The organism is Actinomadura atramentaria DSM 43919, from assembly GCF_000381885.1.
Taxonomy (GTDB): Bacteria; Actinomycetota; Actinomycetes; order Streptosporangiales; family Streptosporangiaceae; genus Spirillospora; species Spirillospora atramentaria.
Genome location: NZ_KB907211.1, coordinates 350,181 through 376,499, shown reverse-complemented (window position 1 = coordinate 376,499; position 26,319 = coordinate 350,181). Strand labels below are relative to the sequence as shown.

Below are 26,319 nucleotides of genomic sequence, written 5' to 3'. Positions count from 1 at the left end.
TCACAGATCCGGGAGCGGGTCGCGGGGCAGCAGCTCCGGGTGGAACGCCTCCGCGTCCGCCGCGTTCAACACCGGGACGTACTGGTCGTCCAACTCGAAATACGAGCCGTCGAACTCGAACACTCCGTCGTCCGGGTCCACCGGGCCGATCCGCGACTCCCGCGGATACGTCCCCCACACGCTCTTCGGCTTCTCCCGGCCCAGACCGCCGGTCGACAACACGCTGATCTGGTCGTCCGTCACCACGAAGAAGAACCCCGCCCCGCCGCCGCGCGCCGACGCGGGGAACAGATAACGGATGCCGTCCCCGGCACCCAGGAACTCGCGGCAACGATCGCGCGCCGGACGTGACACGGGCATGGCGGACAGGCACCTCCCGGGGGGACGGACGGCATCGGCCGCTTTCATGATGCCCTGTTTTTTGTGGGGGGACGACCCCCCACGCCCCCCGCGAGCGGTGAGGCTTCGTCCTCGCTCGCTGGCGCTCGCTGCGGTAAGCCTCACCGCTCGCGTTCGCCCGGCCACTCGCTGGCGCTCGCGGCCGGGCGAACGCGTGGGGTCTTGGGTGGGCCGCCGCTGTTTCTTGGGTTGGTCGTCGTTGTCTGGTTTTCTTCTGGGCTTGGCTGGGTTGCGTGACTGGTGGGGGTTCTGGGGGTTGTGGGGGGTCCGGTTCGCGGTTGGCTGACAAAGTCGGGGGGTGAAGATATGAGCCAGCCTCAATACAGCGGTGCCGAAATGCCGCAATAATCCGTTCGGTGTCCAGCCAAACTGGGGCGCCGCCGTCCGACGACGACGTCCGGCTGACCGAAGCCCTCCGCGAACGGCGTCCGGGGGCGGTCGGCCACGTCTACAACGTTTACGGCCCTTGGCTCTTCGCCTACGCCCAGGAGATCATCGGGGACCGCGACCAGGCCGTCGAGGCCGTGCGCGCGGCCCTGCTCACCGCGCGCTCGGACCCCGACCGCATTCCGCCGCCCGAGCAGTTCCAGAACTGGCTGACCGACCTCGTCCGCGCCGAGTGCCGCAAGACGGTGCCGGAACCCGCGCCGGAGCCGGTGGCCGAGCCCGCCGCGAAGCCCGTGGTCGAGCCCGTGGTTGAGCCCGTGGTCGAGCCTGCGCCGGAGGCCGACTCCGCGCCCGCCGCCGTCGAGGACGCGCCCGCGCAGGCGCCCGCGCCCGCGCTCGACGAGCCGCAGGAGCAGCGCAAGCGGCTGACGATGCGCGCCATGCGGTCGCTGCTGTCGGGGAAGTCCGCCCCGGCCGCGCCCGCCGCGCCGCCCGCGCCCCCGGCCGTCGCGGACGAGCCCGCCGAGCGGACGCCGCCGCCCGACCCGGCCGCTCCCCCGCCGCCGCTGCGGTCGCCGCTGGCGTTCCGGCCGATCCCCGTCGTGCAGCCCGGCCCCGAGTCGCGGCCCGCGCCGCGGGACGTCCGGTCCGCGCCCGCCGCGCCGCCCGCCCCGCCCGCGCCGAAGACCCCGCCGCAGGCCCCGCCCGCGTTCGGCGCGGGCGCCCCGCCGGACGCCCCGGTGTTCGACGAGCTGCCGGACGCGCCCGACGCGCCCGTCGGCCGGACCGTCTGGGAGGACGCGCCGCCCGCGACCGAGCCGCCCGCCGCGCCGCCGCTGTTCGACGCGACGGCCGACCGCCGCCCGGACCCGCTGTCCGCGCCCCTCTTCGACCTCGCCCCGCCGCGCCCCGAGCCCACGCGGGCCGAGCCGGCCGCGCCGCCCGCGCCGACCGACGAGCCGCCCGCGACGGACACGGTCACCGACCCGCCCGCCGCGCCCGCGCCGCAGCCCGAGCCCCCGGCGCAGGAACCCCCGGCGGTCACGGTCACGGACCTGCCCGCCGTCCCACCGACGCCCCAGGACACCGCGCCGCCCACCGAGGAAGCACCCGCCACCGCGCAGGCCACACCGCCCGTCGAGGAAACGCCCGTCCGGGACGCCCCCGTCGCGCAGGACGACGTTCCCCCGATCGCGGAAACGCCCGCCGCCGAGGTCCCCGCCACGCAGGACGACGCGCCCCCGGTCGAGGAGGCTCCCGTCCCGGAAGGGCCCGCCGCGCAGGACGGCGTGCCGCCGGTTGTCGTGGACGAGCCCGAGACGACGAACGACGCGTCCACGACCGTCGTGGACCTGCCCGCCGTCCCCGCGCCGCAGCCGGAGGCCCCGGCCGACGAGCCCGTGGCCGAGGCGGAGCCGGACACGAGTGCCGCCGTCGCGGTGGACGGCAAGCCCGCCGACGCCGCGACCGCCGTGGACCTGCCCGCCGTCGAGGCCGACGCGGAGGCCGACAAGCCCGCCGAGGGCGAGGGCTCCGCGCCGGTCACCGTCGTGGATCTGCCCGTGGTCGAGGCGGCTCCGGTCGGGGACGCCGCGCCGGACGAGCCCGAGTCCAAGAAGGGCGCCGCCGGTGCGGCCGTCGCGGCCGGTGCGGCCGTCGTCGCGGTCGGCGCGGGTGCGGCGGCGGACGAGAAGCCCGCCGAGGACGCCGCGCCGGACGCGCCCGCCGACGACCCCGCGTCCGACGACGTCCCCGTCGCCGGTGCGGCCACCGCGTCCGAGAGCGCGCCGGACGAGCCCGCCGGAGACGCGTCCTCGACCACCGCGCCCGTCACCGTCGTGGACGCGCCCGCCGCGGCGTCCTCCACCGACGCGCCCCTGGGCGGCACGCCCGTCGTCGTTCCCGACGCCGCGCCCAAGGACGACGAAGGCGGCAACGCCACCGCCGTCCTCGCTGCCCCCGCAGGCGGCGACGGCGGCGACGGAAACGACGGCGACGCCCCGAACAAGCGCCGCCCCGCCGGCCTCAGCCCCAAGCAGGCCCGCCTCCTGCTCGTCGCGGGCACGGCCGCCGTGATCGTCGTCCTGCTCGCCGTCCTGCTGATGCCCGGCGACGGCGGCCCGCCGCGCACCGGAGCCGCCCCGGCGACGGGCGAGCCGGTGGCCTCGCAGGGCCCGGCCGTGCCGAGCGAGTCCGCGACGCCGAGCCCGACGCCGAAGGAGAAGAAGAAGGCGAAGGACGAGCCGAAGTCCAAGCCCAAGAAGAAGCCCGCGCCCAAGAAGAAGACCTCGCCGAAGAAGCGGTCCGGCGGCCACGGGTCGCTGGTCGTCAGCTCCAACGGCTGCCGGGGCGTGCGCGCCAGCTCGCTCGGCGGGTCGTGCCGGATCACGGTGACGGCGCGCGGCGGGACGGTCCGCTGGTCGGTGCGCGGGGTGTCGGGCCGGATGTCGGCGCGCGGCGGGGGGACGCTGCGCTCCGGCCAGTCCGCGACGGTCACCGTCCGCATCTTCGCCCCGCTGAGCTGCGCGCTGGGCGCGGGCGGCAGCGGCACGGTCGCGTTCTCGCCCTCGGGGGCCGCGGCCGTGACCTACACGTGCCACCTGCTCTGATCCTTATCGGGGTTTAACGCCCGGCACGCGATGCTCGTCCCGGTCAGGGGAGGGGACGGACATGCGCGTGCTGGTCGTGGAGGACGAGCGGGTGCTCGCCGACGCGATCGTCCGGGGCCTCCGCGAGGAGGCCCTGGCGGTCGACGTCGTGTACGACGGGGACGCGGCGCTGGAGCGCGCCGCCTACGTCCAGTACGACGTGGTCGTGCTGGACCGCGATCTGCCGACGGTCCACGGCGACGACGTGTGCCGCGGGCTGGCGGGCGGTCCGGGCCGGGTGCTGATGCTGACGGCGGCGGGCGGCGTCGCCGACCGGGTGGACGGCCTGGCGCTCGGCGCGGACGACTACCTGCCGAAGCCGTTCGCGTTCGCGGAGCTGGTCGCAAGGATCAGGGCGCTCGGCCGCCGGTCCGCGCCGCCGGTGCCGCCGGTGCTGGAGCGCGCGGGCGTCCGCCTGGACCCGCACCGCCGGACGGTCCACCGCGACGGCCGTCCCGTCCGGCTGACCCGCAAGGAGTTCGGCGTGCTGGAGGAGCTGCTGCGCGCGGACGGCGGCGTGGTCAGCGCGGAGCGGCTGCTGGAGAGCGCGTGGGACGAGCACCTGGACCCGTTCAGCAACATCGTCCGGGTGACGATGGCGACGCTCCGCCGCAAACTCGGCGAACCGGCCGTGATCGAGACGGTGACGGGCGCGGGGTACCGGCTGTGAGGCGTCCGGCGCGCCCCCGGATGAGCGTCCGCACGCGGCTGACGCTCGTCTACGGGACGCTGTTCCTGGCGTCGGCGGGCCTGCTCGTCGGCGTCACGTACGCGCTGACGGTCCGCGCGCTCGACGGCGCGTTCGGGGCGCACCCAATCCAGACGATCGTCCGCGTCCAGAACGGCCCGGACGGTCCGCAGAGCGAGATCGGCGCCCGCCTCGACACCTCCGACCTGCGCTACCGGGTGGACGACCAGGTCACGGCGGCGATCGGCCGGCAGAAGCACGCGGCCCTCCAGGAGATCCTGCAGAGCACGGCGGTGCTGCTGGTGGCGCTGTGCGCGCTGGCGGTGGTGATCGGCTACGTCGTGGCGGGCCGGGTGCTGCGCCCGCTGCACACGATGACCGAGCGCGCGCGGCGGCTGTCGGGCAGCACCCTGCACGAGCGGTTCGCGCTGGACGGCCCGCAGGACGAGATCAAGGACCTGGCCGACACCTTCGACGGCATGCTGGACCGGCTGCACCGCGCGTTCGACGCGCAGCGCCGGTTCACCGCGAACGCCTCGCACGAGCTGCGCACCCCGCTGACGATCAACCGGACGGTCCTGGAGGTCGCGCTGGCGAGCCGCCGGAACCCGCCGGAGACCAAGGCCCTCGCCGAGGTGCTGCTGGGGAACACGGCCCGGCACGAGCGGCTGATCGAGGGGCTGCTGCTGCTCGCGACGTCCGAGCGCGAACCGCAGGAGACGACGGCCGTGACGCTCCCGGACGTCGTCCAGGGCGCGCTGGACCAGGCGGGAATCCCGGAGAACATCACGCTGGACGCGGATCTGGCCGACGCCCCGGTCGAAGGAGACCCCGTCCTGCTGGAGCGCTGCGCGGCGAACCTGATCGAGAACGCCGTCAAGTACAACGTCGCGGACGGCCGCGTCGAGATCACCACCGGCCGCGAGGACGGCATGTCCGTCCTCCGCGTCGCCAACACCGGCAACCCGGTCCCGCCCTACGAGGTCGCGCGGCTGTTCGAGCCGTTCCGGCGGCTGCGCGGCGACCGGGTCCGGTCGGCGGACGGCGCGGGCCTCGGCCTGTCGATCGTCGCGGCGGTCGCCGCCGCGCACGGCGGCCGCGCGGACGCCCGCCCGCGCCCCGGCGGCGGCCTGGTCGTCACCGTCGCGTTGCCCGCCCCGTCAGGTTGACGGCTCGGCGGGCTGCCGGGCGGGCCACGCCACCCGCCCCTCGGGCTGCGTGCTGCGCGGCCCCGCGACGAGCCACCGGTGGACGACCTTCCCGACCGCGTTGCGGGGCAGTTCGGCGATGAAGTGGACGTCGCGCGGGACGGCGTACCGGGCGACGCGCGCCCGGACGTGGTCGCGCAGCGCGTCCGGGTCGGGCTCGTGCCCGTCGTGCAGCACGACGTAGGCGGCGAGCCGCTGCCCCCAGGTGTCGTCGGGGACGCCGATGACGGCGACCTCGTGGACCTGCGGCAGCTCCAGCAGCGCCGCCTCGACCTCGCCGGGCACGACGTTCTCGCCGCCGGTGACGACCATCCCGTCCTTGCGCCCGTCGACGAACAGCAGCCCGCGGTGGTCGATGTGGCCGAGGTCGCCGGTGGCCAGCAGCCCGTCGCGGACGACGATCGGGTCGCCGCCGGTGTACCCCTCGAAGATCAGCTCGTTGGCGGCGTGGATCTCCCCGATCGTGGAGCGGCCGACCGGCTTGCCCTTGTCGTTGAGGATCGCCAGCGAGGTGTTGCGCGGCGGGCGGCCCGCCGTGCGCGGGTCGGTGCGCAGGTCGCGCGGGGTGGCGATGGACACCCACGACGCCTCGGTGGAGCCGTAGACGTTGTAGACGCAGTCGCCGAACGCGTCCATGAACCGGGTGGCGAGGTCGCCGGGCAGCGCCGACCCGCTCAGCGCGACGATCTTGAGCCCGGACGCGTCGTAGACCTCGCGGACGTCCGGCGGCAGGTCCAGAATCCGCTGGAGCATCACCGGCACGGCGAACAGCGCCGTGCTGCGGTACGCGGTGACCGCCGCGAGCGTCCGCGCCGGGTCGAACCGCCGGTGCAGGACGATCGGCGCGCGCAGCGCCCACGCCATCTGCAGCGCCGCGTAGCCCCAGGTGTGGAACAGCGGCGCCTCGATGATCATCGTGTGCCGGGCGCGCAGCGGGATGCGCGACGTCATCGACGCCAGCGGCCACAGGCCCGGCCGGGGCGGGCGGCGCGCGCCCTTGGGCCGCCCGGTGGTGCCGGAGCTGAGCATGATCGTGCGGTTCTGCGTGTCGGGGACGGCGATCCGCGTCACGGGCGTCGCGGCGACGATCTCGGCGATGGTCGGCCCCGCGCCGGGCACCGGGGACCGGTCCGTCCACACGATGGACCGGCGCAGCGCGTGCGGGACGCCGCGCAGCAGCGTCGCGAACTCGGCGTCGGCGATGATCAGGTCCGTGCGCAGCTCGCTGAGCACGTTCCGGAGCTGCCCGGCGCCGAACGCGGTGTTGATCAGCACGACCTCGACGCCGCGCTTGCCGCAGGCGACCAGCGCCTCGACCGCGCCCCGGTGGTTGCGGCACAGCACGCCGACGCGGGGCCGGGGGCCGGACAGCGGCAGCCCGGCGGCGAGCCGGGTGGTACGGTCGTCGACCTCGCCGAAGCTGAGCGTGCCGGAGTCGTCGACGAGGGCGGTGCGGCCGGGGTTGCGGGCGGCGGCGGCGACGAGGATGCCCGCCAGGCTGGTCCCCCAGCGGCGCAGTTCGCGGATCTGGCGGGGGCCGGTGTGCAGGGGGCCGGAGAAGACCACGCCGGTGCGCAGCAGGAGCGCGGTCAGGTCGCGCAGGTGCCCGGCGCGGCGGCGCGGCCCCGGGTGGTAGATCGGCCTGGCGTGCGCCACCGGCGACCTCCTCGGCGATAGTTCCGTCACGGTACCCAGCGGCTGTCCAGGGAACAAGAGTGTTCGGGACGAGGTTTCGGCGTCAGTGGTTACTGACGAGTAGCATTGCCGGTTACCAGCGAGTAGCATCGGATTCGTGGGTACTCGCGCCGCCCGCCGCCGGGCGGCGCGAGGCTCAACCGAACGACGATCGTCTCGCGACGACCTCGATCGGCATCCCGATCGGCCCCACTCTCCCAGGAGGGACGACACCGTGCCTCGCACCGCACGCGACGTCGTGTTCATCGACGGCGTCCGCACGCCGTTCGGCAAGGCCGGCCCCAAGGGCCTGTACGCCGAGACCCGCGCCGACGACCTGGTCGTCCGCGCCATCCGCGAGCTGATGCGCCGCAACCCGGCCCTCCCGCCCGAGCGGGTGGACGAGGTCGCCGTCGCCGCCACCACCCAGACCGGCGACCAGGGCCTGACCATCGGCCGGTCCGCCGCCGTCCTGGCCGGACTGCCCAAGAGCGTCCCCGGCTACGCGATCGACCGCATGTGCGCGGGCGCGATGACCGCCGTCACCACCAGCGGCGCGGGGATCGCCTTCGGCTCCTACGACGTCGTCATCGCGGGCGGCGTCGAGCACATGGGCCGGCACCCGATGGGCGAGGGCGTCGACCCGAACCCGCGGTTCCTGGCCGACAAGCTCGTCGACCCGTCCGCCCTGGTCATGGGCTCGACGGCGGAGAACCTGCACGACCGGTTCCCCGGCATCACCAAGGAGCGCGCCGACGCCTACGCGGTGCGCAGCCAGCAGAAGGTCGCCGCCGCCTACGCCGCCGGGAAGATCCAGCCGGACCTGGTGCCGGTCGCGATCCGCTCCGCCGAGAAGGGCTACGGCCTGGCGACCGCCGACGAGCCGCCGCGCCCCGGCACCACGCTGGAGGACCTGGCCAAGCTCAAGACGCCGTTCCGCGTCCACGGCAACGTCACCGCCGGGAACGCCGCGGGCCTCAACGACGGCGCGACCGCGTGCCTGCTCGCCGCCGAGGACGTCGCCCGCGACCTCGGCCTCGCGCCGAAGATGCGGCTGGTCGACTTCTCCTTCGCGGGCGTCGAGCCGGAGGTCATGGGCGTCGGCCCCGTCCCGGCCACCGAGAAGCTGCTCGCCCGCAACTCCCTCACGATGGACGACATCGGCCTCATCGAGATCAACGAGGCGTTCGCCGTCCAGGTGCTCGCGTTCCTGGAGCACTTCAAGATCGCCGACGACGACGCGCGGGTGAACCCGTGGGGCGGCGCCATCGCCCTCGGCCACCCGCTCGCCTCCTCCGGCGTGCGGCTGATGAACCAGCTCGCGCGGCTGTTCGAGGAGCGCGCCGACGTCCGGTACGGCCTCACCACCATGTGCGTCGGCATGGGCATGGGCGGGACCGTCCTCTGGGAGAACACGAACTGGGAGGGCGACAAGTGAGCGCGTCCAACATCGCGGAGATCTTTCAAGACGAGATCGTCACGCACGTCCGCGTCCGCGACGTCGAGCTGCCGTACGGCGCGGGCACCCTCGCCCTGATCACGCTGGACAACGGCTTCGACCACACCAAGCCCAACACCTTCGGCCCGAACGGGCTGCTGGAGCTGAACGCCGCCCTGGACGGGATCGCCGCCCGCGACGACCTCGCCGCCGTCGGCGTCACCGGCAAGCCGTTCATCTTCGCCGTCGGCGCGGACCTCAAGGGCGTCCCGCTGATCGAGCGCCGCGAGGACGCGCTGGCCGTCGGCAAGCTCGGCCACGACGTGTTCCGGCGGCTCGGCGAGCTGGACGTCCCGTCGTTCGCGTACTACAACGGCGCGGCGATGGGCGGCGGCGTCGAGATCGGCCTGCACTGCACCTACCGGACGGTCTCCGCGGGCGTCCCGGCGCTCGCGCTGCCCGAGGCGTTCCTCGGCCTGGTCCCCGGCTGGGGCGGCACGTACCTGCTGCCGAACCTGATCGGCGCCGAGAAGGCGCTGAAGGTCGTCATCGACAACCCGCTCGCGCAGAACCGGATGCTCAAGGGCCGCCAGGCGTTCGAGCTGGGCATCGCCGACGCGGTCTTCGACTCGGCCGACTTCCTGGAGGAGTCGCTGCTGTGGACCGCGCGCGTCCTCACCGGCGCGGTGACGGTCGAGCGCCCCGAGGTCGACAAGGGCAAGGCGTGGGACGACGCGGTCGCGCTCGCCCGCTGGAACCTCGACGGCAAGCTGCACGGCGCGGCCCCGTCCTACGTCCGCGCGCTGGACCTGGTCGCCGCCGCCAAGGACCGCACCCGCGACGAGGGCTTCGCCGCCGAGGACGAGGCGCTGGCCGACCTCATCATGAGCGACGAGCTGCGCGCCGGGCTGTACGCGTTCGACCTGACGCAGAAGCGCGCCAAGCGCCCCGCGGGCGCGCCCGACAAGGCCCTGGCCCGCAAGGTCACCAAGGTCGGCGTCGTCGGCGCGGGCCTGATGGCCTCGCAGCTCGCGCTGCTGTTCGCGCGCCGCCTGGAGGTCCCGGTCGTGCTGACCGACCTCGACCAGGAGCGCCTGGACAAGGGCGTCGGCTACGCGCACGCCGAGATCGACAAGCTGCTCGGCAAGGGCCGCGTGTCGGCGGACAAGGCGAACCGGCTCAAGGCCCTCATCACCGGCTCGCTGACCAAGGACGCGTTCGCCGATGCGGACTTCGTCATCGAGGCCGTGTTCGAGGAGATGTCGGTCAAGCAGCAGGTGTTCGCCGAGGTGGAGGAGCACGTCTCCGCCGAGTGCGTCCTCGCGACCAACACCTCGTCGCTGTCGGTGACGGAGATGGCGTCGAAGCTGAAGCACCCCGAGCGGGTCGTCGGCTTCCACTTCTTCAACCCGGTCGCGGTGCTGCCGCTGCTGGAGATCGTCCGCGGCGAGGCGACCGACGACGCGGCGCTGGCGACGGCGTTCGCGGTCGGCAAGCAGCTCAGGAAGTCGTCGGTGCTGGTCAAGGACGCCCCGGCGTTCGTGGTCAACCGCGTCCTGCTGCGCCTGATGGCCGAGATCATCCAGACCGTGGACGAGGGCACGCCGATCGACGTGGCCGAGCGCGCCGCCGCGCCGCTGGGCCTGCCGATGCCGCCGTTCGTGCTGATGGGCCTGGTCGGCCCGGCGATCGCGCTGCACGTCAACGAGACGCTGCACGGGAAGTTCCCCGAGCGGTTCCCGCTGTCGGAGAAGTTCGCGAAGTTCGTGGCGTCCGGCAAGCGCGGCGTGTACCTGCCGGACTTCACGCTGGACCCGGAGGCCGTGGCGCTGTTCGGCGGCGGGACGAGCCCGTCCACCGAGGAGCAGGTCCTGGAGCGGGCGCTGGCCGGGCTCGCGCAGGAGATCCGGATCATGCTGGACGAGGGCGTCGTCGCGGCGGCCGAGGACATCGACCTGTGCATGATCCTCGGCGCGGGCTGGCCGTTCCACCTCGGCGGCATCACGCCGTACCTGGACCGGGCCGGGATCTCGGAGAAGGTCACGGGCCGGCGGTTCCTGGAGCCGGGCGTCGCGTCCGTCGCTCGCTGACCGACAAAAGGCATATGGCACCGCGAAAGCGGCACCATTTCGGGGAGTAGAGGGGCGTTCCGCTCACGGCGGAACGCCTCTTTTCCGTCATTCGCCGCCTTACGGTCGTGTCGACGTTTGGCCCTCCTTCCTCGGGTGATCAAGACTGCGACGGCGGTCCCCGGACGAAGGAGGGCGCGTGCATCTGCTGCGCACCAAGTCGGTCGAGCAGTCCATCCAGGACACCGAGGCTCCCGAGCACCGGCTGCGGCGCGACCTGTCCGCCCTGGACCTCACCGTCTTCGGCGTCGGCGTCATCATCGGCACCGGGATCTTCGTCCTCACCGGGCAGGTCGCCAAGGACAAGGCCGGGCCCGCCGTCGCGATCTCATTCGTCCTCGCCGCCGTCGTCTGCGGGCTCGCCGCGCTCTGCTACGCCGAGTTCTCCTCCACCGTCCCGGTCGCCGGGTCGGCGTACACGTTCTCCTACGCCACGCTCGGCGAGTTCCCCGCGTGGATCATCGGCTGGGACCTCATCCTCGAACTCGCCCTCGGCGCGGCCGTCGTCGCCGTCGGCTGGTCCGGGTACGCCGCGTCCCTGCTGGACACGCTCGGGATGCCGCTGCCCGCCGCGATCAGCCATCCGCCGGGCGAGCACGGCGGCGTCGTCAACGTCCCGGCGATCCTGCTGGTGTTCGGCGTGACGATCCTGCTGGTCACCGGGGTGAAGGTGTCGTCGCGGGTCAACGCCGTCGTCGTCGGGATCAAGCTCGCCGTCGTCCTGCTGATCATCGTGGCCGGGCTGTTCTTCATCAAGGGCGCGAACTACACGCCGTTCATCCCGCCGTCCAAGCCGACCGGCTCCGTCGAGGGGGCGGGCGCGCCGCTCATCCAGGTGCTGTTCGGCCTCTCGCCCGTCAGCTACGGGTGGTTCGGGATCTTCGCGGCCGTCGCGATCGTGTTCTTCGCCTACGTCGGGTTCGACGTCGTCGCCACCGCCGCCGAGGAGGCCCGCAACCCGCAGCGGGACGTCCCCATCGGGCTCATCGGGTCGCTCTTCGTGACCGCGATCCTGTACGCGGCCGTCTCGCTCGTCGTCGTCGGCATGCAGAACTACACTCGCCTCAGCGACGCCGCGCCGCTCGCCGACGCGTTCCGCGCGGTCGGACACCCCGCGTTCGCGACGATCATCAGCGTCGGAGCCGTCGCCGGACTCACCACCGTCGTGCTGATCCTGCTGCTCGGGCAGAGCCGCGTGTTCTTCGCGATGAGCCGGGACGGGCTGCTGCCGCCCTCGCTGTCGTCGGTCCACCCGCGCTTCGGCACCCCCTACCGGTCCACGATCCTCATGGGCGCGATCGTCGCGGTGCTGTCGGGGTTCATCCCGCTCGCCAAGCTCGCCGAACTCGTCAACATCGGGACGCTGTTCGCGTTCTGCCTGGTCGCCGGGGGCGTCGTCGTCCTGCGGCGCACCCGGCCCGACCTGCACCGCGCGTTCCGCGCGCCGTTCGTCCCGGTGGTGCCCGCGCTGGCCATCCTCGGCTGTCTGTTCGTCATGCTCAACCTTCCCGTCGAGACATGGCTGCGGTTCATCGGCTGGATGGCGCTCGGCACCGTCCTGTACCTCTTCTACGGCTACCGGCACAGCCGTGTCGGCGCTTCGGCGACCCCGACCGCGCCGACCGCCCCGCCCGCCGAGCCCCTGGGCGGGGCCTCGCCCATCGACCCGGCCGGGTGAGCCGATCCCCGACAGGGGTGCGGTGACGCTCCGCACATGGGCACACTGTGCGCATGGTGGAATCTGTGCGCGTCGCAGTCATCGGGTCGGGCCCCGCGGGGCTCTACTCCGCCGAAGCCCTCGTCAAGCAGTCCGGTGGGAACGTCCGCGTGGACGTCCTGGACCGGCTCCCGACCCCGTACGGCCTCGTCCGCTACGGCGTGGCCCCCGACCACACCTCGATCAAGTCGATCGCCCGCTACCTGCAGCGAGTCCTGGAGGACGGCGCCGTCCGGTTCCTCGGCTGCGTCGAACTGGGCGTCGACCTCACCCGCGACGACCTGCTGAGCTGCTACGACGCCGTCGTGTACGCGACCGGCGCGATGGTGGACCGGCGGCTCGGCGTCCCCGGCGAGGACCTGCCGGGCAGCGTCGCCGCGACCGACTTCGTCAACTGGTACTGCGGCCACCCCGACGCCGCCGACCACGAGTTCGACCTGTCCGTGGCGGACGTGGCCGTCATCGGCGTCGGCAACGTCGCCGTGGACGTCGTCCGCATCCTCGCCAAGACCGCCGACGAGCTGCGCGCCACCGACGTGCCGCAGCACGCGCTCGACGCGCTCGCCGCCAGCCGCGTCCGGCGCGTCCACCTCATCGGGCGGCGCGGCCCCGCCCAGGCCAAGTTCACCACCAAGGAGGCCCGCGAGCTGGGGCAGCTCCCGGCCGCCGAGATCTACCTCGACCCCGCCGACCTGGACGCCGACCCCGCCGACGCCGAACTCGCCGAGGCCGACCGGCACGTCCGGGGGAACCTCAAGGTCCTCGCGGGCTGGACCGCCGAACCCGCCGGGGACCGGCCGCGCCGCATCGACGTGCGGTTCTGGCGCTCGCCCGTGGAGATCCTCGGCGCCGACCGCGTCGAGGGGCTGCGGCTGGAGCGGACCCGGCCGGACGGCGCGGGGCGCGTCGTCGGCACCGGCGAGTACGAGACGCTGCCCGCCGGGATGGTGCTGCGCTCGGTCGGCTACCAGAGCGTTCCGCTGCAGGGCGTCCCGTTCGACGACCGCGCCTCGGTGATCCCCAACGACGGCGGGCGCGTCCTCGGCGCGGACGGGGCGCCCGTGCCGCGCGAGTACGTCGCGGGCTGGATCAAGCGCGGCCCGAGCGGCGTCGTCGGCACCAACAAGTCCGACGCGGCCGAGACCGTCGCGAACCTCTTGGCCGACCTGGACAAAGACCCGTCCCCCGCCCCGGCCCGCACGCCCGACGAGGTGTTCGCGGAACGCGGGCTGGAACCCGTCACCTACGATGGATGGCTGGCCCTGGACGCGGCGGAGGCGGCCCTGGCGAGAACGTTGAGCAGGGGCGACCGGGTGAAGCTGGGCCACTGGCAGGCCATGCGCGACGCGTGTAGCTGATGTGGGGGGTCGCCCCCCACGGGTTGCGCGTCGTTTCCGCGTTCACTACCTGGCATAACGCACAATATTCGCGAAGCGGAGCGGTGCGGCGGGAAATCCGGACGCCGGACGGGCCGGGCCGCTAGCGTGCGCGTGTGATCACTGCCGGAGCGCACGGGCGCCCGCCGCTCGACCCGCCACCGGGCCGGAGGTCCGGCGCGGCGGCGGGCCGGGCGGTCCCGTCAGTCGTGGGCGGCGGCGGTGCGGGACGAGTCCGTGCCCGCTCCCGTGCCGTCGTGGCCGAGCTGGGCGGCGGCCTCGGTGACGTCGCGGGCCAGGCCCTGCGGGGTCAGCCGCAGGTCCGCGAGGATCTGCGCGCGCGAGGCGTGGTCGAGGAACTCCTGCGGGATGCCGAACGTGCGGACCGGGACGTCCTCCCCCGCGTCGCGCAGCAGCCGCGCGACGGCGTCGCCGACGCCGCCCGCCCGGCCGTTGTCCTCCACGACCGCGACCAGCGAGTGCCCGGCGGCCAGCTCGACCAGCGCCGGGTCCAGCGGCTTCACCCAGCGCGGGTCGACGACCGTGACGCCGATGCCCTGCGCGGCGATCAGCCCGGCGGCCTCGACCGCCGCGCCCGCCAGCGAGCCGACCGCGACCAGCAGCACGCGGGTGCCGTTGGTGCCGTCGTGCCGGGCGAGGACGTCCACGCCGCCGACCGTCTCCAGCGCGGCCAGGTCGTCGGCGGCGGGGCCCTTCGGGTAGCGGATCGCCGTCGGCCCGTCCTCGGTCGCGACGCACTCGCGCAGCAGCTCGCGCAGCCGCGCCGCGTCGCGCGGCACCGCGACCCGCAGGCCCGGGACGACGTTCAGGATCGACAGGTCCCACATGCCGTTGTGGCTCGCGCCGTCGTCGCCGGTGACGCCGGAGCGGTCCAGCGCGAACGTGACGGGCAGCCGGTGCAGCGCGACGTCCATCAGGACCTGGTCGAACGCGCGGTTCAGGAACGTCGCGTACAGCGCGACGACCGGGTGCAGGCCGCCCGCCGCCAGGCCCGCCGCCGACGTGGTGGCGTGCTGCTCGGCGATGCCGACGTCGAACACGCGGTCGGGGTAGGACTCGGCGAACGGCGCGAGGCCGACCGGGTGCAGCATCGCGGCCGTGATCGCGACGACGTCCGGGCGCTCGGCGCCCAGCTCGACCATCTCCGCGCCGAACACCGACGTCCAGCTCGGGCCGCTCTTCTTGGCGAGGCCGCGGCCGGTCGCGGGGTCGAACGCGCCCGCGCCGTGCATGCAGTCCTCGGTGTCGTTCTCGGCGGGCGCGTAGCCGCGGCCCTTCTGGGTGATCGCGTGGACGATCACCGGGCGGCCGAAGCCGCGGGCGCGGCGCAGCGCGTCCTCCACGGCGAGCGCGTCGTGCCCGTCGATCGGGCCGACGTACTTCATGCCGAGGTCCTCGAACATGGCCTGCGGCTGCAGGACGTCCTTGAGGCCCTTCTTGATGCCGTGCAGCGCCTCGTAGGCGGCCGGGCCGACGACGGGCGCGCGCGGCACGGTCTTCTTGATCAGGTCGAGCGCGTGCTCGTAGCCGCGGGTGACGCGCAGCCCCGCCAGATGGCTGGCCAGCCCGCCGATCGTCGGCGAGTACGAGCGGCCGTTGTCGTTGACGACGATGATCACCGGGCGGTCGGTGCCCGCGGCGATGTTGTTCAGCGCCTCCCAGCACATGCCGCCGGTCAGCGCGCCGTCCCCGACGACCGCGACGACGGCGCGGTCGGCCTCGCCGCGGAGCTGGAACGCCTTGGCCAGGCCGTCGGCGTACGACAGGGCCGTCGAGGCGTGGGAGTTCTCGATCACGTCGTGGTCGGACTCGGCCCGGCTCGGATAACCCGAAAGCCCGCCGCGCCGACGCAGGTCCGTGAAGTCGTGGCGGCCGGTCAGCATCTTGTGGACGTAGGACTGGTGACCGGTGTCGAAGAGGATCTTGTCGTGCGGGGAGGCGAAGACGCGGTGCAGGGCGATCGTCAGCTCGACGACCCCCAGGTTCGGGCCCAGGTGCCCGCCGGTCTTGGCGACGGCGTTCACCAGGGCCTCACGGATCTCCGCCGCGAGACGAGGCAGTTGCGTGGCGTCCAGTCGTTTGAGGTCCTCCGGACCCTTGATCGACTCCAGCAGGGTCACGCGTTTCAACTCCTCCACCAGGGGCTCGGCCGCCCCTGTTCGTCGGGCCGTTTCGAGTTTAGTCCGGTCGCGCGGCACGGGAGCCCGGACTCGGCTCCAGCCAGCATCTCCACACATCAACCGCATATCAACGATTGGGGCAGGGAACGCATATGGGTGTCGAGGAAATCGTTCTGCTCAACGCGGCGGACGAGGCCGTGGGCACGGCTCCCAAGCTCGCGAGCCATCACGAGGACACCCCCTACCACCTGGCCTTCTCCGCCTACGTGGTCGGTCCGGACGGCCGCGTCCTCATCACCCGGCGGGCGCTGTCCAAGCGCACGTTCCCGGGCGTGTGGACGGGGAGCTGCTGCGGGCACCCCGGCCCCGGCGAGCCGCTGCGCGACGCGGTGGCCCGGCGGCTCCGGGAGGAGCTGGGCGTGACGCTCGACACCGTCTCGCCCGTCCTGCCCGGCTTCCGCTACCGCGCGGTCGCCGAGGACGGGACGGTGGAGTTCGAGCGCTGCCCGGTGGTGCGCGTCACCACGGCGAGCGCGGACGTCGCGCCGAACCCCGACGAGGTCGAGGACGCGCAGTGGTGGTCGTGGGACGACTGCGTCGCGCTCGTGGACCGGCCGGAGTCCTCGCCCTGGTACCGGCTGCAGATGGCCGAGCTGGTCCCGCTCGGGCCGCCGGAGCGGTGGCCGGACGCGGGGACCGCGGGCCTGCCGCCCGCCGTGCGCTGGTGAGCGGCCGGGCGGCCGGGCGGGGCGCGCGCGTCCGGCCCGGCCGCCCGGTACGGCGACGGAAGAATTGAGACATCTGTCACGGAAACCACACGTACACCACCGTTTCGGACCGGCCGGATCAGGCCAGAACCCGGTGATAACGACGGCCGTTGACACCCGCCGAACCCCCTCCCACCTGCGGTGACGCCGGGACGTCCGATGCGGTTCCACACCGTTCGCCCGGAAGGCAGTGTTTCGTAGCTCCGAATTCCCCTTGTCTTCCCCGTCCGCCCCGTTAGGCTGCCGCCCCGAAATCTCTTTTTGCTCCCGATCACTCGTTCTTGCCCCGGACCGGCATGTCCGTCGCCGCCCGGCGCGCGTCCCCCGCACCCCCGCCATGCCCCCCGCGGACCGGCGGCACACGGGTGAAGCGAGCAGTACTCCCGATCTCAGGAGAATCCATGCGCGCAGCACGACTCGCCGCGGCCGGCGCCGCGGCGGGGCTGGCGGTCCTCGGCACCGCGGGCGCGGCCCTGGCCGCCGCCCCGACGCCGACCATCAGCGTCACGCCCAACCCGTTCACCCCCGGCGCCAAGCTCACCGTCAAGGTGACCGAGTGCATCAAGGCGCCGACGGGCGACGCCACGTCCATCTTCGCGTCGGACCTGGCGTTCACCGGTACGGCGGGCGGGACCTGGACCGCCGTCGGGGCGACCAAGTCCTCGCTCCAGCCGGGCCACACCTACACGGCCGTCCTCACCTGCGAGGTCGAGGGCGGGACCGGCAAGCTGACGCTGACGGTGAACCCGGCGAAGCCGAAGCCGACCGAGCCGGCGCCGCCGAAGTTCTCGTTCGGCTACGACGACGTGACGCTGTCGACCCGCAAGGTCGTCTCCGGCGGGAAGATCGGCCTCACGGTGCGCTGCCCGTCCGCGGTGACCGTCACCGGCAACGGGTTCACCAGCCCGTCGCTGCCGGTGAAGACCGTGAAGACCGGCGTGTACTCGGCGGCCGGCACGTTCCGCTCCGGCAAGCTGCCCGACCCGACGACCATGAAGGTCGCGTGCAAGGGCTACGGCTACGTCACCTACAGCACGAAGCCGGGCCAGCCGATCAAGCACGGCAAGAAGTCCCCGACCGTCCCGGTCGGCGCCCCGCAGACGGGCGACGGCAGCCTCTACGGGCAGCCCGCGGACGGGTCGGCGACGCCGTGGCTCGCGGGCGGCGGCGCCGTCGCGGCGGCCGGCGTCCTGGGCGGCGGCCTGGTGCTGCTGCGCCGCCGCTCGGCCGGGCGGGAGCAGGCGTAGGTGCCCCGCGACGCCACAAGCTCCGGCCGCCGCGCCCCGCGCGCGGCGGCCGGCGCGCTCGTCGGCGCGGCGCTGCTCGCGGGCGCGCTGTCCGGATGCGGCGGGGACGACAAACCGGACGCGGCGTCGTCGGCGCCCGCCGGGGCGGGGCCGTCCTCCGCCGCGCCCGCCGTGGACAGGTCCGCCGCGCCGATGAAGCGGTCGCTGCCGAAGTCCATCAGCATCCCGTCGATCGGCGTGTCCGCGCCGGTGACGCAACTCGGGTTGAAGCCGGACGGCACCGTCGAGGAGCCGCCGCTGTCGCGGCCGAACCTGGCGGGCTGGTACGACAAGGGGCCGACGCCGGGCGAGGAGGGCCCGTCCGTGGTCCTCGGGCACGTCGACGCCAACAAGAAGGCCGCCGTGTTCTTCAAGCTCAAGCAGTTGAAGAAGGGCGACCGGATCTCGGTGACCCGGCAGGACGGCTCCGTCGCGACGTTCGCCGTCCAGCGGCTGGAGACCGTGCCGAAGAAGGAGTTCCCCGGCGAGAAGGTGTACGCCGAGGACCTCGACTACGCGGCGCTGCGGCTGGTGACCTGCGGCGGCGCGTTCGACGCGAGCACCGGCCACTACGTGGACAACACGATCGCGTACGCGCGGCTGGTGGGCTCGTCCTGACGGCCCGCGCGGGTCGCACGGCCCGTACCGTCCGCCGGTCCGCCCGGCGGGCGGCGGGCCGTTCCGGTCGGTGAAACGACGGCGGGAGGCGGTCGGCCAAGGGGTTTTCGGCACTGTGCGGCGGGGCGGTCCGGGACGCGCCCCCTTGCATTCTGTGCGGATGGTGTGAGAAATCATTCCATGCACCATTTGCCCCACGAGAGTGATTTTCTGACGTGACGATCCCGAACGGACTGCCCGCCGGCCCCGGCCGGCACGCGTACCCCGCGTCCGCCCGGCGTCACGCCCCCGCCCCGGCGCGCAGCCCGGCGCGCACGGCCGCGCCCGACGACGCCGCCCGCCCCGCGGAGCCCGGCGCGCGCGTGCGGGCGATCAGCGTGCAGCAGCCGTGGGCGTTCGCCATCGCGCGCGGCGGCAAACCCGTCTCGAACCAGCCCGCGCCCACGGCGTACCGGGGGCCGGTGCTCGTCCACGCCTCGATGCGGGTGGACCTCAAGGCGTGCGACTCGCCGCTGGTCCGCGCCGCGGGCTGGGACCCGCGCGACCCGCTCGCCACGATCGGCGCCGTCATCGCGGCCGCCGAGCTGACCGACGTGTGCTCCGCCGCCGCGCACGGCGACTGCGGCTGCGGGCCGTGGGCCGACCCCGGCGCCCACCACTGGCGGCTCGGCGACGTCCGCCCGCTCCCCCGCCCCATCGTCGCCCTCGGCCGCCTCGGCCTCTGGGAACCGGCCCCCCACCTGGTGGCGGCGGTCCACGCGATGCTCAGTGTTTGATTGCCGCGCTCCGCGCGGCGGCGCGCGGCCCCCTGCCGCGGCGGCTTCCCTCGTCACGTGCTCGCTCGTTCCTCGCTCCGCGCGCTCCTCAATCCAGCCACCGCGGGGCCGCGCAGCGTCTGATTGCCGCGCTCCGCGCGGCGGCGCGCGGCCCCCTGACGCGGCGGCTTCCCTCGTCACGTGCTCACTCCTTCGTCGCTCCGCGCGCTCCTCAGTCCAGCCACCGCGGGGCCGCGCGCGTTCGATGGCCGCGCGTTAGTCGGGCGTTGCCGCTTGGCGGAGGCGGGCGAACTCGTTCGCTATGCGGTCGAGGGACCAGCTCGCGTTCAGGCCGCTGGGGTTGGGGAGGATCCAGAGGCGGGCCGGGCCGAAGGTCTCGTCCTGGGGGCCGATCTGGGCGCGGGGGTGGCCGAAGGCGGTCCGGTAGGCGGTGACGCCCGCGACGGCGAGCCAGCGGGGGCGGTGCTCGGCGACGAGGGCGGCCAGGCGCGCGCCGCCCGCGCGCAGTTCCTCGGGCGTCAGCTCGTCCGCGCGGGCCGTGGCGCGCTGGACCAGGTTGGTGATCCCGAGGCCGCGTCCGGCGATGAGGTGCTGCTCGGCGGGCGAGAGGAGCCGGTCGGTGAAGCCGGAGCGGTGCAGCGCGGGCCAGAAGCGGTTCCCGGGCCGGGCGAAGTGCAGGCCGGTCGCGCCGGAGTACAGGCTCGGGTTGATGCCGCTGAACAGGACGAGCGCGGTGCCGGGGGCGGGCAGGACGTCCGGGATGATCCGGTTCCGCGCGGCCGCCAGGTCGGCCTTGGTCGGGGGCGGGAAGGGGCGCATCAGATCAGGCTACGGGTGATCAGCGTCAGCGCGGACGCGCCGACGACGACGAGCACGGCGACGCGCATCCGTCCCGCGTCCAGGTACCGCCGCACCGGCCCGGCGACGGCGAATCCCGTCAGCACGAACGGCGTCAGCGCGAGTCCGGCCGTGACCTGGGCGCGCGGCAGTTCGCCGACGGCGGCGAGCGTGATGAGCGAGACCAGCGCCCCGACCGTGAAGAACACCGCGAGCGTCGCGCGGACGCGCGGCCCGCTCTCGCGCTGGTAGAGCAGCGCGATGGGCGGCCCGCCGATGGCCGAGGCGGTGCCGATCGCGCCCGCGAGCAGCCCGGCGGCGGTGAGCGTCCCCGGGTTGCGCGGGACGTGCGCCGACGACGCGGTCGTGACGAGCGCCGCCAGCACGACGCAGCCGATGACGAGCCCGAGCGTCCGGTCGGAGACGGACGCGACCACCCACAGCCCCACCGGCGTCCCGACCGCGCGGCCCGCGAACGCCCAGCCGAGCCCGCGCAGGTCGGCGTGCCGGACCTCGCGGGCGAGCGTGGCCAGCGGCAGCACGGTCGCGGCGACGAGGATCGCGCCCGGCATCAGCTCGGGGAACAGCAGGGTGACGACGGGGGTGGCGACGAGACCGACCCCGAGGCCGACGCTGCTCTGGACGATCGCGCCGAGCAGCGCGGCCAGTCCGCCCGCCAGAAGAAACTCGAAAGTCGGCATAACGCCGTGGAACGGTACATCTCCACTCTTCCGATCGGGAGGACCGGGTGCCCGCCGCTCAGCCGGACGCGGCGGTCAGCGCGGCGGCCTCCTCTTCCGTCAGCTCGGTGTCCGCGACCTGGAGCAGCGGGCCGAGCTGGTCGGGCGTCCGCGCGGAGGCGATCGGCGCGGCGACGGTGGGCCGCGTCGCCAGCCACGCCAGCGCGACCGTCGCGATCGGTACGCCGCGCGCGGCGGCGATCTCGTCCAGCGCGGCGAGGACGCGCGGGCCCCGGTCGGTCTTCAGGTACTCGGCGGCGCGGCTCGCTCGGACGCTCTCGACGTCCTGGCCGGGCCGGTACTTGCCCGTCAGGAAGCCCGCCGCGAGCCCGAAGTAGGGCAGCGCGGCGAGGTCGTACCGTTCGGCGACGTCCATCAGCGGGCCCTCGTAGGTGTCGCGGGAGACCAGGTTGTACTCCGGCTGGAGCGCGACGTACCGGGCGAGTCCGGCGGACTCGCTGTGCGCCAGGGACGCCTCCAGGCGGTCCGGCGCGATGTTGGACGCGCCGATCTCGCGGACCTTCCCGGCGCGCACCAGCTCGTCCAGCGTCCCGATGATGTCCTCGACGGGGACTTCCGGGTCGTCGAAGTGCGTGTAGTACAGGTCGATCCGGTCGGTGCGCAGCCGGGTGAGGGACGCGTCGGCGGCCGCGCGGATGTTGTCGGGGCGCAGGCCGCGGAAGTCGGGGTGGTGGGCGACCTTCGTGGCGATGACGATCTCGTCGCGGTTGCCGCGCGCGCTCGTCCACTCCCCGATCAGCGTCTCGGACTCGCCGCCGCTGTTGCCGGGCGCGCTCGCCATGTAGGAGTCGGCGGTGTCGACGAGGTTGCCGCCCGCCGCGTGGAAGCCGTCGAGGATCGCGAAGGTCGCGTCGCGGTCGGCGGTCCAGCCGAAGACGTTGCCGCCGAGGGCGAGCGGGTAGACGTCGAGTTTTCCGATGCTCGTCACAGGTCTGCTCCGATCTCAGGGTGCGACGGTTCCCGTCCCCGGACCTCCCCCGGCGGAAACCGGGCGGAGCTGGGCGGCGACGGCGGCGGCGAGCCGGTCGGCGGACGCGGCGTCCAGCTCGGCGTGCCCGACCAGGCAGCGGTACCACAGGACGCCGAAGACCTGGTCGGCGGCCAGTTCCAGGTCTGCGTCGGCGCGGATCTCGCCGCGCGCGCGGGCGGCGTCCAGGACGGCCCGCAGCGCGGCCCGGCGGCGTTCGGCGAACGCGCGCATCAGCTCGCCCGCGTGCGCGTCGCGCAGCGCCTCGGCCATCGTGCCGCGCAGCGCGGCGAGCGTCCCCGGCCGCCGCGCGGTCTCGAACGTCGCGCGGACGAAGGCGGCGAGGTCCGCGGCGAGGTCGCCGGTGTCCGGCGGGACGATCTCGGCGGCGGCGCGTTCGGCGAGGGCGTCGAGCAGGACCGCGCCCTTGGACGGCCACCAGCGGTAGATCGTCTGCTTGCCGACGCCCGCGGCGGCGGCGACGGTGTCGATGGTGACGGGCGTCCCGTCCGCCGCGCCGAGGAGGGCCACGGCGGCGTCGAGGATGGCGCGGCGCGCGGCTTCGTTGCGGCGGCGGCCCGTGTGGGAGCGGCGCTGGTTCATGACGGCATTCTACCCATTTGACGAGACTGGGAGTCTCGGTAATCATTTGTCGAGACGAACGGTCCCGCCAAAGGAGAAACCATGTCGCTCACCGGACAACGCGTACTGATCATGGGCGGCGGCTCGGGCATCGGGGCGGCCGCCGCCGCCCTGTTCGCCGCGCGCGGCGCGGAGGTCGTCATCACCGGCCGCACGCCGGACCGGCTCGACGCCGCCGCCGCGTCGATCGAGGGGAAGGTCACCGCCCGGCGGGTGGACGCGGCGTCGGAGCGGGAGGTCGCGGACTTCTTCGCCGAGGACGTCTCCTACGACCACCTGGTGCTGGCCGTCAGCGGCGGCTCGGGCGCGGGCCCGTTCGCCGGTCTGGACCTGGACGCGCTGCGCGGCGCCTTCGAGGCCAAGGTGTTCCCGCAGTTGCGCGTGCTGCAGGCGGCGCTGCCCCGGCTGACCGCCTCCGCGACGCTGGTGACCGCGTCGTCCGCGCGCGCCGCGCTCCCGGGCACGGCGGGCCTCGCGGCCGTGAACGGCGCGCTGGAGGCGGCGGTGCGGCCGCTGGCCGTCGAGCTGGCGCCGCTGCGCGTCAACGCGGTCTCCCCCGGCGTCATCGACACGCCGTGGTGGGACGCGGTGCCCGCCGAGCGGCGCGCGGCGATGTTCGCCGCGTCCGCCGCCGCGCTGCCGGTCGGGCGCGTCGGCCGCCCGGAGGAGCCCGCCGAGGCGATCGTCTTCGCCGCGACCAACGGGTTCGTCACGGGGCAGGTGATCGAGGTGAACGGCGGCCTGACGCTCCCCACCGGCCGCCCCTGAGAGACGAACAAGGGCCTTCCCCGAGCGGGGAAGGCCCTTGCCGTCAGGACGTCACTTGCGGAGCAGGTTCCGCAGCACGTACTGCATGATGCCGCCGTTGCGGTAGTAGTCGGCCTCGCCCGGGGTGTCGATGCGGACCACGGCGCGGAACTCGCGGCCGTCGGCCTTCACCGTCACCTCGCCGGGGATGCCGCCCTCGTTCAGCGCCTCGACCCCGGTGATCTCGAAGGTCTCGGTGCCGGTCAGGCCGAGGGACTCGGCGGACTCGCCGTCCCTGAACTGCAGCGGCAGGACGCCCATGCCGATCAGGTTCGAGCGGTGGATGCGCTCGTAGGACTCCGCGATGACCGCGCGGACGCCCAGCAGCGCCGTGCCCTTGGCCGCCCAGTCGCGCGACGAGCCCGAGCCGTACTCCTTGCCCGCCAGGACGATCAGCGGCGTGCCCTGCGCGGCGTAGTTCTGCGCGGCGTCGTAGATGTACGACTGCGGGGCGCCGTCCTTCGTGAAGTCGCGGGTGAAGCCGCCCTCGACGCCGTCCAGGAGCTGGTTGCGCAGCCGGATGTTGGCGAAGGTGCCGCGGATCATGACCTCGTGGTTCCCGCGGCGCGAGCCGTAGGAGTTGAAGTCCTTGACGGCGACGCCGTTCTCCTGGAGGTACTGCGCGGCCGGGGTGCCGACCTTGATGGACCCCGCCGGGGAGATGTGGTCGGTGGTGACCGAGTCGCCCAGCTTGGCCAGGACCCGAGCGCCGTGGATGTCGGTGACGGGCTCGGGCTCGTGCGCCATCCCGTCGAAGTACGGGGCCTTGCGGACGTAGGTGGACGACGGGTCCCACTCGAACGTCCCGCCGGTCGGGATGTCCAGGCCGCGCCAGCGCTCGTCGCCCTTGAAGACGTCGGCGTAGTCCTTGGCGAACATGTCCTGGCCGATGGAGGACGTGACGATCTCGGCGACCTCCTCCGGCGCGGGCCAGATGTCGCGCAGGTACACCGGGCCGTCGGCGCCCTCGGCGATCGGGTCGTTGAGGATGTCGATGTCCATCGTCCCGGCGAGCGCGTACGCGATGACCAGCGGCGGCGACGCCAGGTAGTTCATCTTCACGTCGGGGCTGATGCGGCCCTCGAAGTTCCGGTTGCCCGACAGGACGGCCGTGACGGCGAGGTCGTTGTCGTTGACGGCCTTGGAGATCTCCGGCTGCAGCGGCCCGGTGTTGCCGATGCAGGTCGTGCAGCCGTAGCCGACGAGGTTGTACCCGATCTTGTCCAGGTACGGGGTGAGCCCGGCGCGCTCCAGGTAGTCGGTGACGACCTGCGAGCCGGGGGCCAGCGAGGTCTTCACCCACGGCTTGCGGGTGAGGCCCTTCTCGACGGCCTTCTTGGCGAGCAGGCCCGCGCCGACCATGACGTACGGGTTCGAGGTGTTCGTGCAGGACGTGATGGCCGCGACGGCGACGTGGCCGTGGTCCAGCTCGAACGACGGGCCGTCGCCGAGGGTGACGGTGACCGGGTTGTTCGGCCGGGCCGCGGACCCGCCGACCTGCTCGCGCGGCCGGTCGGCGGCGTCGTCGCGGCTGTTGGCGGGCGAGTCGGACGCGGGGAACGACTCGGCGCTCGCCTCGTCGGCCGGGCCGAAGCCGGTGGTGACGTAGTTGCGGACGTCGCGGCGCCAGGTCTCCTTGGCCGCCGACAGCGAGATGCGGTCCTGCGGGCGCTTGGGGCCGGCCAGCGACGGGACGACCGTCGACAGGTCCAGCTCCAGGTACTCGGAGAACTCCGGCTCGACCGAGGGGTCGAGCCACATGCCCTGCTCCTTGGCGTACGCCTCGACGAGCGCGACCTGCTCCTCGCTGCGGCCGGTGAGCCGCAGGTACGACAGCGTCTCGCCGTCGATCGGGAAGATGGCGCAGGTGGAGCCGAACTCGGGGCTCATGTTGCCGATGGTGGCGCGGTTGGCCAGCGGCAGCGCCGCGACGCCCTCGCCGTAGAACTCCACGAACTTGCCGACGACGCCGTGCTGGCGCAGCATCTCGGTGATCGTCAGGACGAGGTCGGTGGCGGTGGTGCCCGCGTCCAGCGAGCCGGTCAGCTTGAAGCCGACGACGCGCGGGATCAGCATCGAGATCGGCTGGCCGAGCATCGCGGCCTCGGCCTCGATGCCGCCGACGCCCCAGCCGAGGACGCCGATGCCGTTCTCCATCGTGGTGTGCGAGTCGGTGCCGACGCAGGTGTCGGGGTAGGCGACGCCGTCGCGGTCGAACACGACGCGGGCGAGGTGCTCGATGTTCACCTGGTGGACGATGCCGGTGCCCGGCGGGACGACCTTGAACTCGTCGAACGCGGTCTGGCCCCAGCGCAGGAACTGGTAGCGCTCCTTGTTGCGCTCGTACTCGACCTGCACGTTGCGCTCGAACGCCTCGGGCGAGCCGAAGTAGTCGACGATGACGGAGTGGTCGATGACCATCTCGGCGGGCGCGAGCGGGTTGATCTTCGTCGGGTCGCCGCCGAGGTCGCGGACGGCCTCGCGCATCGTGGCGAGGTCCACCACGCAGGGCACGCCGGTGAAGTCCTGCATGATCACGCGGGCGGGCGTGAACTGGATCTCCTGGCTGGGCTGCGCGTTCGGGTCCCACCCGGCGAGGGCGCGGACGTGGTCGGCGGTGACGTTCGCGCCGTCCTCGGTGCGCAGCAGGTTCTCCAGGAGCACCTTGAGGCTGTACGGGAGCCGGGCCGAGCCGTCGACGGCGTCCAGCCGGTAGATCTCGTACGACTTGCCGCCCACCTGCAACGTGTTACGGCTGCCGAAGCTGTTCGCGGACACGGACTCCTCCTCCGTCGCCACCGCGCGGCCCGGTCCGGGACATGACGGCGCGGCGTATCACTGTGGCTCTTCGGTCGCTCGCGGCCCGGGTCCCGGGGGGTGGTCCTCCGGGCCTCGGCTCACGGGGCCTCGTCTTATTCGTCGTGGTCTCTATGCATCCTGCCGTAGGCGCGCACCGGTCCACGACGCGGGTCCGCCTAACTTCCGCAGGTTTTCTCTTGACGTCAAGCTATCTCCGATTTATCTCGATATCAAGTTACCTCCCGTCGCCGGAC

General features: G+C 73.7%; 20 protein-coding genes. 12 read left to right on the top strand and 8 right to left on the bottom strand.

Annotated features, from left to right (window positions below):
* Entirely contained in the window at positions 1-360 is a 360-nt protein-coding gene (locus G339_RS0112210) for a hypothetical protein (protein WP_019631366.1), read from the bottom strand.
* A gap of 395 nt (positions 361-755) precedes the next feature.
* Here G339_RS0112210 and G339_RS0112205 point away from each other — a divergent pair, with 395 nt between their 5' ends.
* The 3 genes from G339_RS0112205 (at position 756) to G339_RS0112195 (ending at position 5,291) form a co-directional block, all read left to right on the top strand.
* The gene (locus G339_RS0112205; protein WP_026341377.1) at positions 756-3,395 is read left to right on the top strand and encodes a hypothetical protein; all 2,640 of its coding nucleotides are present in this window, start codon (positions 756-758) and stop codon (positions 3,393-3,395) included.
* A gap of 61 nt (positions 3,396-3,456) precedes the next feature.
* Positions 3,457-4,104, top strand: a complete 648-nt coding sequence (locus tag G339_RS0112200; RefSeq protein ID WP_019631365.1) for a response regulator transcription factor — start codon at positions 3,457-3,459, stop codon at positions 4,102-4,104.
* 20 nt (positions 4,105-4,124) lie between these two features.
* Positions 4,125-5,291 carry a sensor histidine kinase gene (locus G339_RS0112195; RefSeq protein ID WP_019631364.1) on the top strand — a complete coding sequence of 389 codons (1,167 nt, stop codon included), beginning with the start codon at positions 4,125-4,127 and terminating at the stop codon, positions 5,289-5,291.
* On the opposite strand, the gene G339_RS0112190 is transcribed toward G339_RS0112195, so the two are convergent.
* Positions 5,283-6,986, bottom strand: coding sequence for an AMP-binding protein (locus G339_RS0112190; RefSeq protein ID WP_019631363.1), 1,704 nt, complete (start codon positions 6,984-6,986; stop codon positions 5,283-5,285). The two genes, G339_RS0112195 and G339_RS0112190, sit on opposite strands and share 9 nt — an antisense overlap.
* Before the next feature lie 253 nt (positions 6,987-7,239).
* Here G339_RS0112190 and G339_RS0112185 point away from each other — a divergent pair, with 253 nt between their 5' ends.
* The 4 genes from G339_RS0112185 (at position 7,240) to G339_RS0112170 (ending at position 13,646) form a co-directional block, all read left to right on the top strand.
* Entirely contained in the window at positions 7,240-8,442 is a 1,203-nt protein-coding gene (locus G339_RS0112185) for a thiolase family protein (protein WP_026341376.1), read from the top strand.
* Positions 8,439-10,532 (top strand): 3-hydroxyacyl-CoA dehydrogenase NAD-binding domain-containing protein, encoded by a 2,094-nt coding sequence (locus G339_RS0112180; protein ID WP_019631361.1) that lies wholly within the window; start codon positions 8,439-8,441, stop codon positions 10,530-10,532. Before G339_RS0112185 ends, G339_RS0112180 begins: the two co-directional genes overlap by 4 nt.
* Before the next feature lie 178 nt (positions 10,533-10,710).
* The gene (locus G339_RS0112175; RefSeq protein WP_019631360.1) at positions 10,711-12,249 is read left to right on the top strand and encodes an amino acid permease; all 1,539 of its coding nucleotides are present in this window, start codon (positions 10,711-10,713) and stop codon (positions 12,247-12,249) included.
* 53 nt (positions 12,250-12,302) lie between these two features.
* Entirely contained in the window at positions 12,303-13,646 is a 1,344-nt protein-coding gene (locus G339_RS0112170) for an FAD-dependent oxidoreductase (protein ID WP_033322852.1), read from the top strand.
* A gap of 221 nt (positions 13,647-13,867) precedes the next feature.
* On the opposite strand, the gene dxs is transcribed toward G339_RS0112170, so the two are convergent.
* Complete coding sequence (gene dxs, locus G339_RS0112165) at positions 13,868-15,805, bottom strand: 1-deoxy-D-xylulose-5-phosphate synthase (RefSeq protein ID WP_019631358.1); 1,938 nt, start codon at positions 15,803-15,805, stop codon at positions 13,868-13,870.
* A gap of 152 nt (positions 15,806-15,957) precedes the next feature.
* Between dxs and idi the strand changes: the two genes are divergently transcribed.
* The 4 genes from idi (at position 15,958) to G339_RS33400 (ending at position 19,252) form a co-directional block, all read left to right on the top strand.
* Positions 15,958-16,533, top strand: a complete 576-nt coding sequence (gene idi / locus G339_RS0112160) for an isopentenyl-diphosphate Delta-isomerase (RefSeq protein WP_019631357.1) — start codon at positions 15,958-15,960, stop codon at positions 16,531-16,533.
* A 440-nt stretch (positions 16,534-16,973) separates the two neighbouring features.
* Positions 16,974-17,819 (top strand): hypothetical protein, encoded by an 846-nt coding sequence (locus G339_RS0112155; RefSeq protein WP_019631356.1) that lies wholly within the window; start codon positions 16,974-16,976, stop codon positions 17,817-17,819.
* Positions 17,820-18,476 carry a class F sortase gene (locus tag G339_RS0112150; protein WP_019631355.1) on the top strand — a complete coding sequence of 219 codons (657 nt, stop codon included), beginning with the start codon at positions 17,820-17,822 and terminating at the stop codon, positions 18,474-18,476.
* 215 nt (positions 18,477-18,691) lie between these two features.
* Complete coding sequence (locus tag G339_RS33400; RefSeq protein WP_019631354.1) at positions 18,692-19,252, top strand: ASCH domain-containing protein; 561 nt, start codon at positions 18,692-18,694, stop codon at positions 19,250-19,252.
* A 255-nt stretch (positions 19,253-19,507) separates the two neighbouring features.
* Here the strand turns inward: G339_RS33400 and mug are convergent, their stop codons facing one another.
* Genes mug through G339_RS33395 form a run of 4 tightly spaced genes read right to left on the bottom strand, consistent with a single transcriptional unit; the run spans position 19,508 to position 22,420 of the window.
* The gene (gene mug / locus G339_RS0112140; RefSeq protein WP_019631353.1) at positions 19,508-20,071 is read right to left on the bottom strand and encodes a G/U mismatch-specific DNA glycosylase; all 564 of its coding nucleotides are present in this window, start codon (positions 20,069-20,071) and stop codon (positions 19,508-19,510) included.
* Complete coding sequence (locus tag G339_RS0112135) at positions 20,071-20,790, bottom strand: sulfite exporter TauE/SafE family protein (RefSeq protein WP_019631352.1); 720 nt, start codon at positions 20,788-20,790, stop codon at positions 20,071-20,073. Before G339_RS0112135 ends, mug begins: the two co-directional genes overlap by 1 nt.
* Before the next feature lie 58 nt (positions 20,791-20,848).
* Positions 20,849-21,778 carry an aldo/keto reductase gene (locus G339_RS0112130; RefSeq protein ID WP_019631351.1) on the bottom strand — a complete coding sequence of 310 codons (930 nt, stop codon included), beginning with the start codon at positions 21,776-21,778 and terminating at the stop codon, positions 20,849-20,851.
* A gap of 15 nt (positions 21,779-21,793) precedes the next feature.
* Positions 21,794-22,420, bottom strand: a complete 627-nt coding sequence (locus tag G339_RS33395; protein ID WP_019631350.1) for a TetR/AcrR family transcriptional regulator — start codon at positions 22,418-22,420, stop codon at positions 21,794-21,796.
* An 81-nt stretch (positions 22,421-22,501) separates the two neighbouring features.
* Between G339_RS33395 and G339_RS0112120 the strand changes: the two genes are divergently transcribed.
* Positions 22,502-23,227 carry an SDR family oxidoreductase gene (locus tag G339_RS0112120; protein WP_026341374.1) on the top strand — a complete coding sequence of 242 codons (726 nt, stop codon included), beginning with the start codon at positions 22,502-22,504 and terminating at the stop codon, positions 23,225-23,227.
* Positions 23,228-23,278: 51 nt separating this feature from the next.
* On the opposite strand, the gene G339_RS0112115 is transcribed toward G339_RS0112120, so the two are convergent.
* Complete coding sequence (locus tag G339_RS0112115; RefSeq protein ID WP_026341373.1) at positions 23,279-26,044, bottom strand: aconitate hydratase; 2,766 nt, start codon at positions 26,042-26,044, stop codon at positions 23,279-23,281.
* Positions 26,045-26,319 lie beyond the last annotated feature (275 nt).

What these genes read in the sequence shown, in the direction of transcription:
- G339_RS0112210 (WP_019631366.1), bottom strand. Translation starts at nt 360, where the DNA reads ATGCCCGTGTCACGTCCGGCGCGCGATCGTTGCCGCGAGTTCCTGGGT.
- G339_RS0112200 (WP_019631365.1), top strand. Translation starts at nt 3,457, where the DNA reads ATGCGCGTGCTGGTCGTGGAGGACGAGCGGGTGCTCGCCGACGCGATC.
- G339_RS0112195 (WP_019631364.1), top strand. Translation starts at nt 4,125, where the DNA reads ATGAGCGTCCGCACGCGGCTGACGCTCGTCTACGGGACGCTGTTCCTG.
- G339_RS0112170 (WP_033322852.1), top strand. Translation starts at nt 12,303, where the DNA reads ATGGTGGAATCTGTGCGCGTCGCAGTCATCGGGTCGGGCCCCGCGGGG.
- idi (WP_019631357.1), top strand. Translation starts at nt 15,958, where the DNA reads ATGGGTGTCGAGGAAATCGTTCTGCTCAACGCGGCGGACGAGGCCGTG.
- G339_RS0112155 (WP_019631356.1), top strand. Translation starts at nt 16,974, where the DNA reads ATGCGCGCAGCACGACTCGCCGCGGCCGGCGCCGCGGCGGGGCTGGCG.
- mug (WP_019631353.1), bottom strand. Translation starts at nt 20,071, where the DNA reads ATGCGCCCCTTCCCGCCCCCGACCAAGGCCGACCTGGCGGCCGCGCGG.
- G339_RS0112135 (WP_019631352.1), bottom strand. Translation starts at nt 20,790, where the DNA reads ATGCCGACTTTCGAGTTTCTTCTGGCGGGCGGACTGGCCGCGCTGCTC.
- G339_RS33395 (WP_019631350.1), bottom strand. Translation starts at nt 22,420, where the DNA reads ATGAACCAGCGCCGCTCCCACACGGGCCGCCGCCGCAACGAAGCCGCG.
- G339_RS0112120 (WP_026341374.1), top strand. Translation starts at nt 22,502, where the DNA reads ATGTCGCTCACCGGACAACGCGTACTGATCATGGGCGGCGGCTCGGGC.